The sequence below is a fragment of the Ensifer sesbaniae genome, from assembly GCF_013283665.1.
In the GTDB taxonomy this organism is placed as follows: Bacteria; Pseudomonadota; Alphaproteobacteria; order Rhizobiales; family Rhizobiaceae; genus Ensifer; species Ensifer sesbaniae.
The window spans coordinates 715,671-729,301 of sequence record NZ_JABEKU010000002.1 but is presented as its reverse complement, the minus strand read 5'-3'; the positions used below and the strand labels follow the sequence as shown (position 1 = coordinate 729,301).

The window sequence follows — 13,631 nt, the reverse complement described above, 5'->3', positions numbered from 1 at the left end:
TCATGACCGTTCTGAAATCTCACATCTCGCCGTCCTCCGAAACGTTCAGGGCCAATCAATCGGCCATGGCCGAGGCGATCGCGACGGTCGAGGAGGCCGTGAAGCTCGCGGCCGCTGGCGGGGGCGATGCCGCGCGCGAGCGTCACGTCAGCCGCGGCAAGCTTCTGCCGCGCGACCGGGTGGCGCACCTCATCGATCCGGCAACGCCTTTCCTCGAAGTCGGCATGACGGCGGCGCATGGCATGTATAACGGTGACGCGCCCGCGGCCGGACTGATCACGGGCATCGGCCGGGTGTCCGGCCGCGAATGCATGATCGTCTGCAACGACCCGACGGTCAAAGGGGGTACCTACTATCCGCTGACGGTAAAGAAGCACCTCAGGGCGCAGGAGATTGCCGCGGAAAACCATCTGCCTTGCATCTATCTCGTCGATTCCGGTGGTGCCAACCTGCCAAACCAGGACGAGGTATTCCCGGATAGGGATCACTTCGGCCGGATCTTCTACAATCAGGCCAACATGTCGGCTGCAGGCATTCCGCAGATCGCCGTCGTGATGGGATCGTGCACCGCCGGCGGCGCCTATGTGCCGGCGATGTCCGACGAGACGATCATCGTCGAAGGCCAGGGCACGATCTTTCTCGCAGGCCCGCCGCTCGTCAGGGCGGCGACCGGCGAGGTCGTCTCGGCGGAGGATCTCGGCGGCGCCGATGTGCATACGCGCCTTTCCGGCGTGGCCGATCATCTGGCGCGCGACGACGCCCACGCGCTGGCGCTGGCGCGTCGGGCCGTCGCCACGCTCAACCGTCACAAGCCGCTGGCGGTCGAACTGGCGACACCCGAGCCGCCGCTCTACGATCCGCAGGAGATCGCCGGCATCGTGCCCTCCGATCTGCGCACGCCCTACGACATCCGCGAGGTCATCGCCCGTGTGGTCGATGGCTCCCGTTTCGACGAGTTCAAGGCGCGCTACGGCACCACGCTCGTCTGCGGCTTCGCCCATGTGCATGGCATCCCGGTCGGCATCATCGCCAACAATGGCGTGCTGTTCTCGGAATCGGCGCTGAAGGGGGCGCATTTCGTCGAACTCTGCACCCAGCGCAAGATCCCGCTCGTGTTCCTGCAGAACATCACCGGCTTCATGGTCGGGCGAAAATACGAAACCGAAGGCATCGCCAAGCATGGCGCCAAGCTGGTGACGGCGGTGGCGACCGCGAGGGTTCCGAAAGTGACCATGCTCGTTGGCGGCTCCTTCGGCGCGGGCAATTACGGCATGTGCGGCCGCGCCTTCTCGCCGCGCTTCCTGTGGACTTGGCCGAACAGCCGGATCTCGGTGATGGGCGGCGAGCAGGCGGCCGGCGTGTTGACGACGGTGCGCAGCGAAGCGTTGAAACGGGCGGGCACGCCCTGGAGCGAAGAGGAGGAGGCACGTTTCCGCCAGCCGATCCTCGATCTCTTCGAGCGCCAGAGCCATCCGCTCTATGCCTCGGCAAGACTTTGGGACGACGGTGTCGTCGATCCGCGCAAGACGCGCGACGTGCTCGGCCTGTCGCTTTCGACAGCGCTCAACGCGCCGATCGAAGACACGCGCTTCGGCCTCTTCAGGATGTAGGGAGACGCGGATGAAACGCGAGAACATTAATGCCAAGAACGCGCCGCAACCGCGCGGCGGCTATTCGCAGGCTGTTCGCCTCGAGGATTTCCAGCATCTGCTCTTCGTCAGCGGCCAGGTGCCCTTGAACTCCGACGACGTGCTGCCGGATGGTTTCGAGGCGCAGGCACGCCAGGTCTGGCTCAATATCGACGCGCAGTTGAAGGCGGCGGGTATGAGCAAGACGGATATCGTCAAGGTGACGACCTATCTCGCCGACCGCCATCACACTCTGGCGAACCGCGAGATCCGCAACGAATATCTCGGCGCGCTCGCCCCGGCGATGACGGTGGTGATCGCCGGGATCTTCGATTCCGGCTGGCTGCTTGAAGTCGACGTGATCGCGGCGCGATAGAGGCAGGGGATGCCGATGTTTTCCAAACTCCTGATTGCCAATCGCGGCGAGATTGCCTGCCGGGTGATGCGCACCGCCAAGCGTCTCGGCATTCGCACGGTCGCCGTCTATTCCGATGCCGATGTGGGAGCGCTGCACGTAGCGCTTGCCGACGAAGCGATACGCATCGGCCCGCCGCCGGCGCTCGATAGCTATCTCTCGGCTGAGCGCATCATCGCCGCCGCGCGCGCGGTCGGTGCGGATGCAATCCACCCGGGTTACGGTTTTCTCTCGGAAAATGCCGATTTCGCCGATGCCGTCGAGGCGGCCGGTATCACTTTCGTCGGTCCGTCGGCGCGGGCGATCCGCGCCATGGGTCTGAAGGATGCAGCCAAGGCACTGATGGAGCAATCCGGCGTGCCGGTCGTTCCCGGTTACCACGGCGAGCGGCAGGATGCTGACTTCCTCGCGGCGGAAGCGGCGAATGTCGGCTATCCGGTGTTGATCAAGGCCCGTGCCGGCGGTGGCGGCAAAGGCATGCGGCGCGTCGACAGCGCCACCGAGTTTCCGGCCGCACTCGAGGCGGCGCGGCGCGAGGCGGAAGCCGCCTTCGGCGATGGTTCGGTGCTGATCGAAAAATACCTGACGAAGCCCCGGCATATCGAGGTTCAGGTCTTCGGCGACCGGCACGGCAACATTCTGCACCTCTTCGAGCGCGACTGCTCGCTGCAGCGCCGCCACCAGAAGGTGATCGAGGAGGCGCCGGCCCCCGGCATGACCGCGGAAGTACGTCGCGCGATGGGCGATGCTGCAGTTCGGGCAGCCCACGCCATCGGCTATGTCGGTGCGGGCACCGTCGAATTCATCGCCGACGTGACGGATGGGCTGTGGCCGGATCAGTTTTACTTCATGGAGATGAACACCCGGCTGCAGGTCGAGCATCCGGTGACCGAAGCGATCACCGGTATTGACCTCGTCGAGTGGCAATTGCGCGCCGCTGCTGGTGAAGCGTTGCCGAAACGGCAAAGTGAGATCGGCATCGACGGTTGGGCGTTCGAGGCGCGCATCTACGCGGAAGACCCGTCCCGCGGGTTCCTGCCGGCCACCGGGCGGCTGACGACGCTGAGCTTTCCCGAGGATGGCGTGCGTGTCGATGCCGGTGTTCGCCAAGGTGACAGGATCACCCCGTTCTACGACCCGTTGATCGCGAAACTGATCGTCCATGGCCCCAACCGCTCGACCGCTCTCGCAAAGCTTGAAAATGCGCTGAGGGCTTGCCGCATCGGCGGCGCGGTTACAAATCTCGATTTTCTGGCGCGCCTTGCTGCGGAACCGGATTTTCGCTCCGGGCATCCCGATACCGGCCTGATCGACCGTTCGATCGGACAACTCACGGCAACGATGGCGCCGAGCGATGCGGCGCTGGCGCTGGCGGCGATCATCTCGACCGGGGCGCTGCTGCCGGATGGATCTGCCGATCCCTGGTCTTCGCTCGGCCATTGGCAGATCTGGGGCGACGCCAGCAGGAACGTCACGGTTGAGCACAGCAGCGGACGGACGATCGTGACGCTTGCCGCGCGCGGCCGCGACCAGTTTGCGGTCCACACCGGAACGGCGGCTCTGCCCGTGGTGATCCTCGCCCGCTTCACCGATGGCGCCCGCGCCGAGATTTCCGGCGCGCAGCATGAGTTCCGCTTCCTGCGCGAGGGCGAGCAGATCACCCTGTTCCTCAGCGGTGAAACCTACGTGCTGCGCCTACCCGATGCCCTCGGCACCGGTCATTCCACCGAGGTGGCCGACGACGAGGTGTCGGCGCCGATGCCTGGCATCGTCAAGCTCATCCGGGTCCGCCCGGGTGATGCGGTCGAAAAGGGACAGGCGCTCGCCGTCATGGAGGCAATGAAGATGGAACTCACGCTGTCCGCCTCGCGCGCCGGCGTGGTCGAGAGCGTTCTGGTCAGCGAAGGTGAGCAGGTGAGCGCCGGCGCCGTGTTGGTCATGCTCCAGCAGGAGAACCCGGCATGAGTGGATCGGGGCCGCGGCACGTGACGATCGTCGAGATGGCGCCGCGTGACGGACTGCAGAATGAAGGCCGAATCGTCGATACGGCTGACAAAATTCGCCTCGTCGACATGCTCTCTGAATGCGGCTATGAGCGGATCGAGGTGACGAGCTTCGTCAGTCCGAAATGGGTGCCGCAGATGGCGGACGCCGCGGAGGTCATGGCTGGCATAAGCCGGCGACCCGGTACGCGCTACGCGGTGCTGACGCCCAACATGCGCGGGCTCGAAGCGGCACTCGAGGCCGGCGCCGACGAGGTGGCGATTTTCGCCTCCGCTTCCGAAACCTTCTCGCAGAAGAACATCAATTGCTCGATCGCCGAAAGTATCGAGCGGTTTCGACCGATTGCCGACGCCTGCCGTGAGCGCGAGCTTCTGCTGCGCGGCTATGTCAGTTGCGTCGTCGAGTGCCCCTATGAGGGCGCGATTGCGCCGGCCAGTGCTGCTTATGTCGCCGGTCTGCTCGACGATCTCGGCTGCTACGAGATCAGTCTCGGCGACACGATCGGCCGCGGCACGCCGGAGGCGGTGGACGCGATGCTGGCCAAAGTGCTGGAGCGCATTCCGTCCGAGCGGCTTGCCGGCCACTTCCACGATACGTCCGGCCGCGCATTGGACAATATCGCCGTGGCGCTTAACCGCGGCCTGCGGGTTTTCGATGCCTCGGCCGGCGGTCTCGGTGGATGTCCCTATGCGCCGGGAGCGGCCGGTAACGTCGATACGCTCGCCGTCAGCGCCTTCGTCACCGGCAAGGGATTTTCGACCGGTCTCGACCCGGTGAAGCTTGGGCAAGCGGCGGCTTTCGCGCGGACTTTGAGGACAAACTCATGACTTTTGAAACGATCCGGATCGCGACCGACACGCGCGGCGTCGCGCGGCTGACGCTGGCGCAACCGCAGAAACACAACGCATTGTCGGCGAGGATGATCGGCGAACTGACCGATGCCGCCAACGCGCTTTCGGACGACCGCTCGGTCCGGGTCGTCATACTGGAAGCGGAGGGCCGCAGCTTCTGCGCTGGCGGCGATCTCGGCTGGATGCGTGAGCAGTTCGATGCGGATCGGCCGGCCCGGATCACTGAGGCGACGCGGCTTGCAATGATGTTCAAGGCGCTGAATGAGATCGCCAAGCCGGTGATCGGTCGTCTTCACGGCAATGCCTTCGGCGGCGGTGTCGGTCTCATGAGTATCTGCGATGCCGCCGTTGCCGCGGCCGACGCCAAATTTGGATTGACCGAGACTCGCCTTGGCCTGATCCCGGCCACCATCAGCCCCTATGTCGTCGCCCGGATCGGCGAGGGCAAGGCGCGACCGCTGTTCATGTCCGCCCGCCTGTTCGGCGCGCAGGAGGCGCGCGCCTTGGGGCTGGTTACGGTCGTTGCCGCGGCCGACGCACTGGATGCGGCGGTCGAAGCGGAGATCGGGCCCTATCTGGTAACGGCTCCCGAAGCCACCGGCCGGGCCAAGCGGCTCGCGCGTTCGCTCGGGGCCCCGATCACCGAGCAAACCATCGCGGCGACGATCGAGCAGCTCGCCGATTGCTGGGAGTCCGACGAGGCTCGCGAAGGTGTCGGCGCCTTTTTTGACAAGCGTGAGCCCTCCTGGCGTCAATAGGCCTTCCTTGAATTGGACGCTTTTTGAGCTTATTTTGATTGCATGGTGATCAAAATAAGCGCGGATCGTGCCATGGCTGTCAGTTTCAATGTCTCCGCCGCCCGCTACGGCGAGAGCCACTCGTCCTTTCTCTCCGCCCGGCTGGTCGCTGATCGTCTCGGCGTGACGCTTGCCGAGCTCGCGAAGCTGATCGGCGTCGCGCGCAATACGCTGACGGCGAAGTCCAGTGCCCGCAAGGTCGATGCGGCTTTGAGCAACGTCGTGCGCATCCTTGCTATGGCCGGCGAGATGGCGGGTGACGACAGTCGCGCCGTGATCTGGTTCAAGCACCAGCCGATCCCCGGCTGGGCCGGCAAGACTGCCTATGATCTCGTCGGCGAGGGCAAGGCCGACAAGGTGCTCGCCTATCTCGAAGCCGTACGTTCCGGTGTCTACGCCTGATGGCAGGAAGCGAGCCGGTGCGCCTGTGGCGCGCCTATGTGCCGCGCTGGGCGCATGCGCCGCTCTCCGGCGAAGGCGCGGCACGCTTCGGCGGACGCTGGAATCCGATCGGAACGCAGACGATCTATGCCGCGCGCGAACTCTCGACCGCCTGGGCCGAGTATAATGAGGGTTTCGTCCAGCACCCGGCGCTGATCGCCCAGCTTGAATTACGCTCTGCGAGGCTCGCCGATCTGACAACGGCAGATGGGCTGGCCATGTTCGGACTCACCGACGACATCCACCGCTGCGAATGGCGCGATGCGCTCGATGGCGGTCTCGTGCCGGAGACACATCGCTTGCAGGCGGACCTTAGCGCCCGAGGTTTCGACGCCCTGATCTATCCGTCCTTCATGTCGCCTGGCGGCACCTGCGTTGCGCTCTGGCGCTGGAACGATGGGGAAGGGGCTGAGTTGCAGGTCATCGATCCCGAGGGGCGCCTGCCGAAAACGCCGGCTTCCTGGCTCTGAAACCCATGCTCCGAAGCGCAGCTACGGACGGAAGACCGAGCCGCGTTAGAGCACCTTGCCCGGGTTGAGAATTCCCTTCGGATCGAGCGCCTGCTTGATCCGCTGCATCAGCTCGAGTTCGGCGGGGCTGCGCGAATGGTGGAGGAAATCCCGCTTCAGCGTACCGATACCGTGTTCAGCCGAGATCGAGCCGCGATAGCGCCGCACGATCTCGTAGACGATGCGGTCGACGACATGTGGCGTTTCGGCGTCGCTGTCCGGTTCCGAGAAGGCGATGTGCAGGTTGCTGTCGGCCACGTGGCCGAAGAAGGAGACGTGGGCGGCGGGGAAACGCGCAGACAAGGCCTGGCCGCATTCCTCGGCAAAGCGGCTGATATCGCCGATCGGCAGGCTGACGTCGAGGTTGATCATCGCGGGCAACAACTGGTCCATCGCATGGCCCTCACGAATGCTCCAGAACGAGCGGCTCTCCTTCTCCGACTGGGCAATCAGCGCATCGCTGATGATGCCGGCTTCGAGCGTCTCGCCGAGAAAGGCTTCGAATATATCGCGCTCGCTGTCGTCACTAAGCAGATCCTGCTCGATGATGACGGCGAAGGGCGGAATTTCGGCGAACAGCTTTTGCTTTTCGGCTTCGGTGTTGAAGCGGAAGTAGCTCTGCCACATGGCCTCGAAGGCCGAGAGTCCGGGCAGACGGCGCTGGCAGCGCGCGAGGAAGGCAACGACAGCGTCGTAGCTGTCGAGGGCGCAAAGCGCCGTCAGCCGGCCGGCCGGCAGTGGCCGCAGCCGGAGGACGGCGCGGGTGATGACGCCGAGCGTTCCCTCGGAGCCGATGAAATACTGACGCAAGTCGTAGCCGGTGTTGTTCTTGATCATCTTGTTGATCGACGAGACGATCGTGCCGTCGGCGAGCACGACCTCGAGGCCGAGCACGTTGTCGCGCGTCACGCCGTAGCGAAGCACCCGGATGCCGCCTGCATTGGTGGCAAGGTTGCCGCCGATCTGGCAGGAGCCGCGCGCACCCAGATCGATCGGCAGCAGGAGGCCTGCGTCTTCGGCAGCGCGCTGGGCAACTTCGAGCGGCGTGCCGGCGCGCACCGTCATGGTCCCGGCCTGCGGGTCGATTTCCTCGATGCCGGTAAAACGTTCAAGTGAAATCACCACGGCATCACTGCCGGCATTCGCCCCGCCGGCAAGTCCGGTGAGGCCGCCCTGGACAACGACCGTCTGGCCGCGCGCGTTGCAGAGGCGGAGGGCTTCCGCAACTTCCTCGCTGCGCGTTGGCCTGATAACGGCCTTCGGCAGTTCGCGGCCGGTCAGGCTGGCGTCACTGCGATGGCGTTCGCCGATCTCGGTTCCCGTTAGGACGATGTCGCCGAGGGCTTGTTTCAGGTCGTCGACGATCGTCATGCGCTTCTCCCGTTTCCGCGGCGATTGTGGGCAGCGGGCGTCCCTGCTTAACGCATATCGAAGCAAACCGAAATCGGCCGACGAAGCTCAAACGTCTTCGCCAGCCTGTGAAGGGGCGATGAATTCAGGTGCCCGTGCGGGCGAGCTCGAAGGCTTCCGTCTCTCCGGATTCCTCCACATCCTGCTGTTCAGCCTTCTCGTCTTCCGTCTGTCGTTCTCCGTCCCTGAAGAGTTTCCATTTGGTCGGGCGGAAGGCGATGCGGCTGTGGTCGCCGGCGGCGGCGCGTTCGGGCGGGAGCTCGATCTCGACCGGCGGGTGGGTGCGGCCGAGGTCGAGTTCGAGATGGCGGGTGCCGGCGACGCGGCGGCTGGCGGTGACGAGGCCGGCGAGACAGCCGCCGCAGCCGTCGATCAGCTCGATGTCGTGCGGGCGGAAGTGCAGGTTGGCCGGGCCGTCCGGCTCGGCCGGGGCCCTAAGGCCGATCGGCCGGTCCTCGAACCAGATCTCGCCGTTCTGGAGCGTCACGGCGAGGCAGTTCGACTGGCCGATGAAGCCATAGACGAAGGGCGAGACCGGATGGTCGTAGATCTCGTCCGGGGTGCCGACCTGCTCGATCGCCCCCTTGCTCATCACCACGACCCGGTCGGCGAGTTCCAGCGCCTCCTCCTGGTCGTGGGTGACGAAGATCGTCGTGTGGCCGGTGCGGTCGTGGATCTCCCGCAGCCACTTGCGCAGTTCCTTCCTCACCTGGGCGTCGAGCGCGCCGAAGGGCTCGTCGAGCAGCAGCACGTTCGGTTCGACCGCCATGGCGCGGGCGAGTGCGACGCGCTGGCGCTGGCCGCCGGAGAGCTGCGCCGGATAACGCTTGTCGAGGCCGGAAAGCTGCACCAGCTCGAGGAGATCGAGGGCCCGCTTACGGATCTCGGCCGCCGGCGGCCGGCGGTGGCCGGGCCGCACCTTGAGGCCGAAGGCGACGTTGTCGAGCACCGTCATGTGGCGGAAGAGGGCATAGTGCTGGAAGACGAAGCCGATGTTGCGCTGCTGCACCGTCTTTTGCGAGGCATCCTCGTCGCCGAAGAAGATCGTGCCGCCGGTCGGGCTTTCGAGCCCGGCGACGAGGCGCAACAGCGTCGTCTTGCCGGAGCCGGAGGGACCCAAGAGCGCGATCAGCTCACCGGAGCGGATGTCGAGCGAGACGTCGTCGAGCGCCGGGAAGCGGCCGAATTCCTTGCGGATGTTGTGAACGCGCACGTCCATGGCGATACCTTTCGAATGCGGGCTGTCCCGGTCAGTGCCTGCGGCTGGCGGCGATCTCGGCGCTGTAGCGGATCTCCAGCGCCGTCTTCAAAATCAGGGTGATCAGCGCCAGCAGCGCCAGCAACGCCGCCACCGCGAAGGCGGCGACGAAGTTGTATTCATTATAGAGGATTTCCACCTGCAACGGCATGGTGTTGGTCTCGCCGCGGATGTGGCCGGAGACGACCGAGACGGCGCCGAACTCGCCCATGGCGCGGGCGTTGCATAAGAGCACGCCGTAGAGCAGCCCCCATTTGATGTTCGGCAGCGTCACGTGCCAGAAGGTCTGCCAGCCGGACGCGCCCAAGGACAGCGCCGCCTCCTCGTCGCTACTGCCCTGTTCCTGCATCAACGGGATCAGCTCGCGGGCGACGAAGGGGAAGGTGACGAAGACGGTGGCGAGCACCAGGCCGGGCACGGCAAAGAGGATCTGGATGCCGTGGCTCTGCAGCCACGGGCCGATCAGGCTGTGCGAGCCGAACAACAGCACGAAGACGAGGCCGGAGATCACCGGCGAGACCGAGAACGGCAGGTCGATCAGCGTCGTCAGGAAGGCCTTGCCCTTGAACTCGAACTTGGCGATCGCCCAGGCGGCGGCGACGCCGAAGACGAGGTTGAGCGGCACGGCGATGGCGGCGACGGTGAGCGTCAGGCGGATCGCCGAGAAGGTCTCGGCGTCGCCAAGTGCGGCCACGAACTCGGCCGGCCCCTTGCGCAGCGCCTCGGTGAAGACGGCGGCGAGCGGCAACAGCAAGAACAGCGCGACGAAGGCAAGGGCGGTGATCGTCAGCGTCAGCCGGGCAAAGCGGCTTTCCGAGGTGGCGGCGGCAAGCTGCGGCAGGGCCGGCTGCGGGCCGGAAGCGGGCAGGGGGCTTGCCACGGAGCTGGCGGTCAGATCATGCGACATAGACATATCTCCGCCGGCTCCAGGCCTGGATCGAGTTGATGAACAACAGCATCGCAAACGAGATCGCCAGCATCACCGCGGCAATCGCGGTGGCGGCGGCGTAGTTGAACTCCTCCAGCCTTATGACGATCAACAGCGGCGCGATCTCGGAGACATAGGGCAGGTTGCCGGCGATGAAGATCACCGAGCCGTATTCGCCGACGCCGCGGGCAAAGGCGAGCGCAAAGCCGGTGAGGCCGGCCGGCATCAGCCCCGGCAGCAGCACCCGGCTGATCGTCTGGAAGCGGCTGGCGCCAAGGGTGGCGGCGGCCTCCTCGACCTCCTTGTCGATCTCCTCCATGATCGGCTGCACGGTGCGCACGACGAAGGGCAGGCCGACGAAGATCAGCGCGACGACGATGCCGGCGGGGGTGAAGGCGACCTTGAGGCCGAGCGGCTCGATGACCTGGCCGATCCAGCCATTGGGCGCATAGAGCGTCGTCAGGGCAATGCCGGCGACCGCGGTCGGCAGCGCGAACGGCAGGTCGACCATGGCATCGATCACCCGCTTGCCGGGGAAACGATAGCGCACCAGCACCCAGGCGAGGATGACGCCGAAGATCAGGTTGATCACCGCGGCGAGGAACGCCGTGCCGAAGGAGATCTTCAGCGCGTTGAGCGTGCGCGGATCGAGCGTCAGCGCCACGAAATCGGACCAGCCGAGCCCGCTGGCGCGAAACACCAGGCCCGACAGCGGGATCAGCACGATCAGCACCAGCCAGCTCAGCGTGATCCCGAGCGACAGCCCAAACCCGGGCAAGACACTCGGCTGGCGAAACCGCCAGGGCGCAGTCTTCGTCGTATCCGTCAATGGCACTACCTTTGCAAAGCTCACGAGACGTAATGAACCGCATTTCCTGCCAATGGCCCGGCGCGGCGCGAAGCAAGACGCGCAGCCCGTTTGACCGGCTGCGCGTCCGAGGTTGTTCTTATTGGCCCGGCTTGTAGAGCTGATCGAAGACGCCGCCATCGCCAAAGAATTTCGGCTGGGCTTCCTTCCAGCCGCCGAAATCTTCGATGGTGACGAGCTTCAATTCGCCGAAGCGAGCGATATCAGCCGGGTCGGCCGCCGCCGGCTTGAACGGCCGGTAGTAGTGCTTGGCGGCGATCTTCTGGCCGGCATCGCTGTAGAGGTAGCCGAGATAGGCTTCCGCCACCTTGCGCGTGCCCTTGGCGTCGACATTGCCGTCGACGAGCGCCACCGGCGGTTCGGCCTTGATCGAGATCGACGGCGTAACGATCTCGAACTTGTCGGGCCCGAGCTCCTCGAGCGACAGATAGGCTTCGTTTTCCCAGGCGAGCAGGACGTCGCCGAGGCCGCGCTGCACGAAGGTCGTCGTCGCTCCGCGCGCACCGGTGTCGAGCACCGGAACGTGCTTGAAGAGTTCCGTCACATATTCCTGCGCCTTGGCGTCGTCACCGCCATTGGCGGCTCTGCCGTAGGCCCAAGCGGCCAAGAAGTTCCAACGTGCCCCGCCCGAAGTCTTCGGATTCGGCGTGATCACCTGGATGTCCGGTTTCACCAGATCGTTCCAGTCCTTGACGCCCTTGGGATTGCCCTTGCGCACCAGGAAGACGATCGTCGACGTGTAAGGCGCGCTGTTGTTTTCGAATTTCGACTTCCAGTCGGCCGGGATCTTGCCGGTTCCCTTGGCGATCGCGTCGATATCGGCTTCGAGCGCCAGCGTGACGACATCGGCCTGCAGGCCATCGATGACCGAGCGCGCCTGCTTGCCCGAGCCGCCATGCGACGTCTGGATCGTCACCGTTTCGCCGGTATCGGCCTTCCACTTCTCGGCAAAGGCAGCGTTGAAGTCCTTATAGAGTTCACGTGTCGGGTCATAGGACACGTTCAGGATCGTTGTGTCGGCAAACGCAACACTCGCAGCTCCCAGCTGCAGGCCTCCGAGCACAATTGCCAGTCCCACTATTCCGGTAATTCGTCCAAAGACCATCTCGACCTCCATTGGTTACCAGATAAAACTATCAATTTAATCGACTGCTACAACGCAAACCGATGATGCTGGAGGCGGCTGTCGGGAAATGTCCTATCGTTCTCGCGGCTTTTTCAGGAACGGTTTGCCTGCAACCGTCCCATCGGGCCGCACCGGTCCGCCGGGACCATTAAATGGAGGGAGCGACGCCTATGTCCAGTGGACGCGCGTCGATTCTCCCTGCTGCTGTTTGGCCGAAAGGTCCCTCAAGGATCCGTCAGCTCTGCATTTCAGGGCGAATGCGGGTACTCCCGGAGAGTACAGGCTTCTGCAGAAGGCAGGTCGCTACGTCTCTACAGCACGCGGCCGCGGGCGACGATTGGCCAGGTGTCCTTCAGCGTGCCGCCCTCGACGATATGGACGGCGTCGACCATGTTGGTCACGACGCAGGCGTGGTTGGGTACGATGCGGAGCTGGTCGCCGACCTTAAGGTTGATCGGGCCATCGGTGACGAGGCGGCCATGTTCTTCCGAGAGTTGGTCGATGCGGATGTCATCACGGCCGAGCACGTGACCGTAACCGGCAAGCCCGAGCAGGTCCGAGGTCAGCACCTTGCTGCCGGCATCAATGATCGCCCGGCTTTCGGAAGGCACCGAGACGACGGTCGCAAGCACCGTCAGGGCGCAATCGTCCCAGCCGGCAACGCCGCGCGAAACCAGCGAGCGATCGTTGTAGATGTATGTGCCCGGTCGATACTCACAGGCAACAGGGGCGCCGGCGGCGTGCATCATGCTCGGGGTGCCGCCCGAGGTGATGGCGGGCACGGCGATGCCGTCGGCTTCGATCAGTCGCTTCGCCTCACTCATGAAGGCCTGGACCTTCGCCTCGCCGTCGACCGGCGGATAGGTCATCAGGCCGCCGAAGACCAGCCCCGGCGCATCCGCGATCCGGCGGGCCAGCCTCGCGGCTTCTGCCGGCGTGCCAACGCCACAGCGATCGGCACCGGTGTTGCATTCGACAAGCACGCGAAGCGGCTTGTCCTTGCCCGCGAAAAAGCCCGCAAGCCCGTCGATGACGGTCTCATTGTCGGCGACGACGGCAAGCGCGACGCGGCCATTGAGCCGTTCCAGCCGAGCCATCTTGGCCTCGCCGAGAATGTTGTAGGTGATCAGCACGTCCTTGATCCGGTCGCTGCCCTCGACCATCGCTTCCGCCTCGGTGACCTTCTGGCAGGTGATGCCGACTGCGCCGGCCTCGAGCTGCAGTTCGGCCATCTGCGGCAGCTTGTGCGTCTTGATATGCGGACGCACGCGAATGCCATGCTCGTCGGCGTAGGCCTGGAAGCGCTCGATGTTGCGCTTGGCAACCTCGAGATCGACGAGAACGGCCGGCGTTTCGATCGGCAAGGGCATCACGGTCACTTCCTCTTCTCGCGCGG

Annotated in this window: 13 protein-coding genes; 7 read left to right on the top strand and 6 right to left on the bottom strand. The window is 65.0% G+C overall.

Going from position 1 to position 13,631, the window contains the following annotated elements; all coding sequences use genetic code 11:
- Positions 1-2: 2 nt before the first annotated feature.
- The 7 genes from BHMPCIPO_RS21125 to BHMPCIPO_RS21095 all read left to right on the top strand — a co-directional run bounded on the left by BHMPCIPO_RS21125 (position 3) and on the right by BHMPCIPO_RS21095 (position 6,606).
- A complete protein-coding gene (locus BHMPCIPO_RS21125) occupies positions 3-1,610 on the top strand; it encodes a carboxyl transferase domain-containing protein (RefSeq protein WP_173518789.1) in 1,608 nt (535 codons plus the stop codon).
- 10 nt (positions 1,611-1,620) lie between these two features.
- Entirely contained in the window at positions 1,621-2,004 is a 384-nt protein-coding gene (locus BHMPCIPO_RS21120; protein WP_173518788.1) for a RidA family protein, read from the top strand.
- Between the two features lie 15 nt (positions 2,005-2,019).
- Positions 2,020-4,008 (top strand): acetyl/propionyl/methylcrotonyl-CoA carboxylase subunit alpha, encoded by a 1,989-nt coding sequence (locus BHMPCIPO_RS21115; protein WP_173518787.1) that lies wholly within the window; start codon positions 2,020-2,022, stop codon positions 4,006-4,008.
- Positions 4,005-4,874, top strand: coding sequence for a hydroxymethylglutaryl-CoA lyase (locus BHMPCIPO_RS21110; protein ID WP_173518786.1), 870 nt, complete (start codon positions 4,005-4,007; stop codon positions 4,872-4,874). Before BHMPCIPO_RS21115 ends, BHMPCIPO_RS21110 begins: the two co-directional genes overlap by 4 nt.
- Positions 4,871-5,656, top strand: coding sequence for a crotonase/enoyl-CoA hydratase family protein (locus BHMPCIPO_RS21105; RefSeq protein ID WP_173518785.1), 786 nt, complete (start codon positions 4,871-4,873; stop codon positions 5,654-5,656). The genes BHMPCIPO_RS21110 and BHMPCIPO_RS21105 overlap by 4 nt, the downstream gene beginning before the upstream one ends.
- Positions 5,657-5,728: 72 nt before the next feature.
- A complete protein-coding gene (locus BHMPCIPO_RS21100; protein ID WP_173518784.1) occupies positions 5,729-6,097 on the top strand; it encodes an antitoxin Xre/MbcA/ParS toxin-binding domain-containing protein in 369 nt (122 codons plus the stop codon).
- Entirely contained in the window at positions 6,097-6,606 is a 510-nt protein-coding gene (locus BHMPCIPO_RS21095; RefSeq protein ID WP_173518783.1) for an RES family NAD+ phosphorylase, read from the top strand. The genes BHMPCIPO_RS21100 and BHMPCIPO_RS21095 overlap by 1 nt, the downstream gene beginning before the upstream one ends.
- Positions 6,607-6,651: 45 nt before the next feature.
- On the opposite strand, the gene BHMPCIPO_RS21090 is transcribed toward BHMPCIPO_RS21095, so the two are convergent.
- The 6 genes from BHMPCIPO_RS21090 to BHMPCIPO_RS21065 form a co-directional block, all read right to left on the bottom strand.
- Positions 6,652-8,016 (bottom strand): FAD-binding oxidoreductase, encoded by a 1,365-nt coding sequence (locus tag BHMPCIPO_RS21090; protein WP_173518782.1) that lies wholly within the window; start codon positions 8,014-8,016, stop codon positions 6,652-6,654.
- 124 nt (positions 8,017-8,140) lie between these two features.
- Positions 8,141-9,274, bottom strand: coding sequence for a sulfate/molybdate ABC transporter ATP-binding protein (locus tag BHMPCIPO_RS21085; RefSeq protein WP_246304498.1), 1,134 nt, complete (start codon positions 9,272-9,274; stop codon positions 8,141-8,143).
- 31 nt (positions 9,275-9,305) lie between these two features.
- Positions 9,306-10,220, bottom strand: coding sequence for a sulfate ABC transporter permease subunit CysW (gene cysW, locus BHMPCIPO_RS21080; protein ID WP_173518781.1), 915 nt, complete (start codon positions 10,218-10,220; stop codon positions 9,306-9,308).
- Positions 10,210-11,070, bottom strand: coding sequence for a sulfate ABC transporter permease subunit CysT (gene cysT / locus BHMPCIPO_RS21075; RefSeq protein WP_210266620.1), 861 nt, complete (start codon positions 11,068-11,070; stop codon positions 10,210-10,212). Before cysT ends, cysW begins: the two co-directional genes overlap by 11 nt.
- Positions 11,071-11,188: 118 nt before the next feature.
- Entirely contained in the window at positions 11,189-12,226 is a 1,038-nt protein-coding gene (locus BHMPCIPO_RS21070) for a sulfate ABC transporter substrate-binding protein (RefSeq protein ID WP_376741675.1), read from the bottom strand.
- A 320-nt stretch (positions 12,227-12,546) separates the two neighbouring features.
- Positions 12,547-13,605: a D-TA family PLP-dependent enzyme gene (locus BHMPCIPO_RS21065; RefSeq protein WP_173518778.1), complete on the bottom strand. Its 1,059-nt coding sequence runs from the start codon at positions 13,603-13,605 to the stop codon at positions 12,547-12,549.
- Positions 13,606-13,631 lie beyond the last annotated feature (26 nt).

What these genes read in the sequence shown, in the direction of transcription:
- BHMPCIPO_RS21125 (WP_173518789.1), top strand. Translation starts at nt 3, where the DNA reads ATGACCGTTCTGAAATCTCACATCTCGCCGTCCTCCGAAACGTTCAGG.
- BHMPCIPO_RS21120 (WP_173518788.1), top strand. Translation starts at nt 1,621, where the DNA reads ATGAAACGCGAGAACATTAATGCCAAGAACGCGCCGCAACCGCGCGGC.
- BHMPCIPO_RS21115 (WP_173518787.1), top strand. Translation starts at nt 2,020, where the DNA reads ATGTTTTCCAAACTCCTGATTGCCAATCGCGGCGAGATTGCCTGCCGG.
- BHMPCIPO_RS21110 (WP_173518786.1), top strand. Translation starts at nt 4,005, where the DNA reads ATGAGTGGATCGGGGCCGCGGCACGTGACGATCGTCGAGATGGCGCCG.
- BHMPCIPO_RS21105 (WP_173518785.1), top strand. Translation starts at nt 4,871, where the DNA reads ATGACTTTTGAAACGATCCGGATCGCGACCGACACGCGCGGCGTCGCG.
- BHMPCIPO_RS21100 (WP_173518784.1), top strand. Translation starts at nt 5,729, where the DNA reads ATGGCTGTCAGTTTCAATGTCTCCGCCGCCCGCTACGGCGAGAGCCAC.
- BHMPCIPO_RS21095 (WP_173518783.1), top strand. Translation starts at nt 6,097, where the DNA reads ATGGCAGGAAGCGAGCCGGTGCGCCTGTGGCGCGCCTATGTGCCGCGC.
- BHMPCIPO_RS21090 (WP_173518782.1), bottom strand. Translation starts at nt 8,016, where the DNA reads ATGACGATCGTCGACGACCTGAAACAAGCCCTCGGCGACATCGTCCTA.
- BHMPCIPO_RS21085 (WP_246304498.1), bottom strand. Translation starts at nt 9,274, where the DNA reads ATGGACGTGCGCGTTCACAACATCCGCAAGGAATTCGGCCGCTTCCCG.
- cysW (WP_173518781.1), bottom strand. Translation starts at nt 10,220, where the DNA reads ATGTCGCATGATCTGACCGCCAGCTCCGTGGCAAGCCCCCTGCCCGCT.
- BHMPCIPO_RS21070 (WP_376741675.1), bottom strand. Translation starts at nt 12,226, where the DNA reads ATGGAGGTCGAGATGGTCTTTGGACGAATTACCGGAATAGTGGGACTG.
- BHMPCIPO_RS21065 (WP_173518778.1), bottom strand. Translation starts at nt 13,605, where the DNA reads ATGCCCTTGCCGATCGAAACGCCGGCCGTTCTCGTCGATCTCGAGGTT.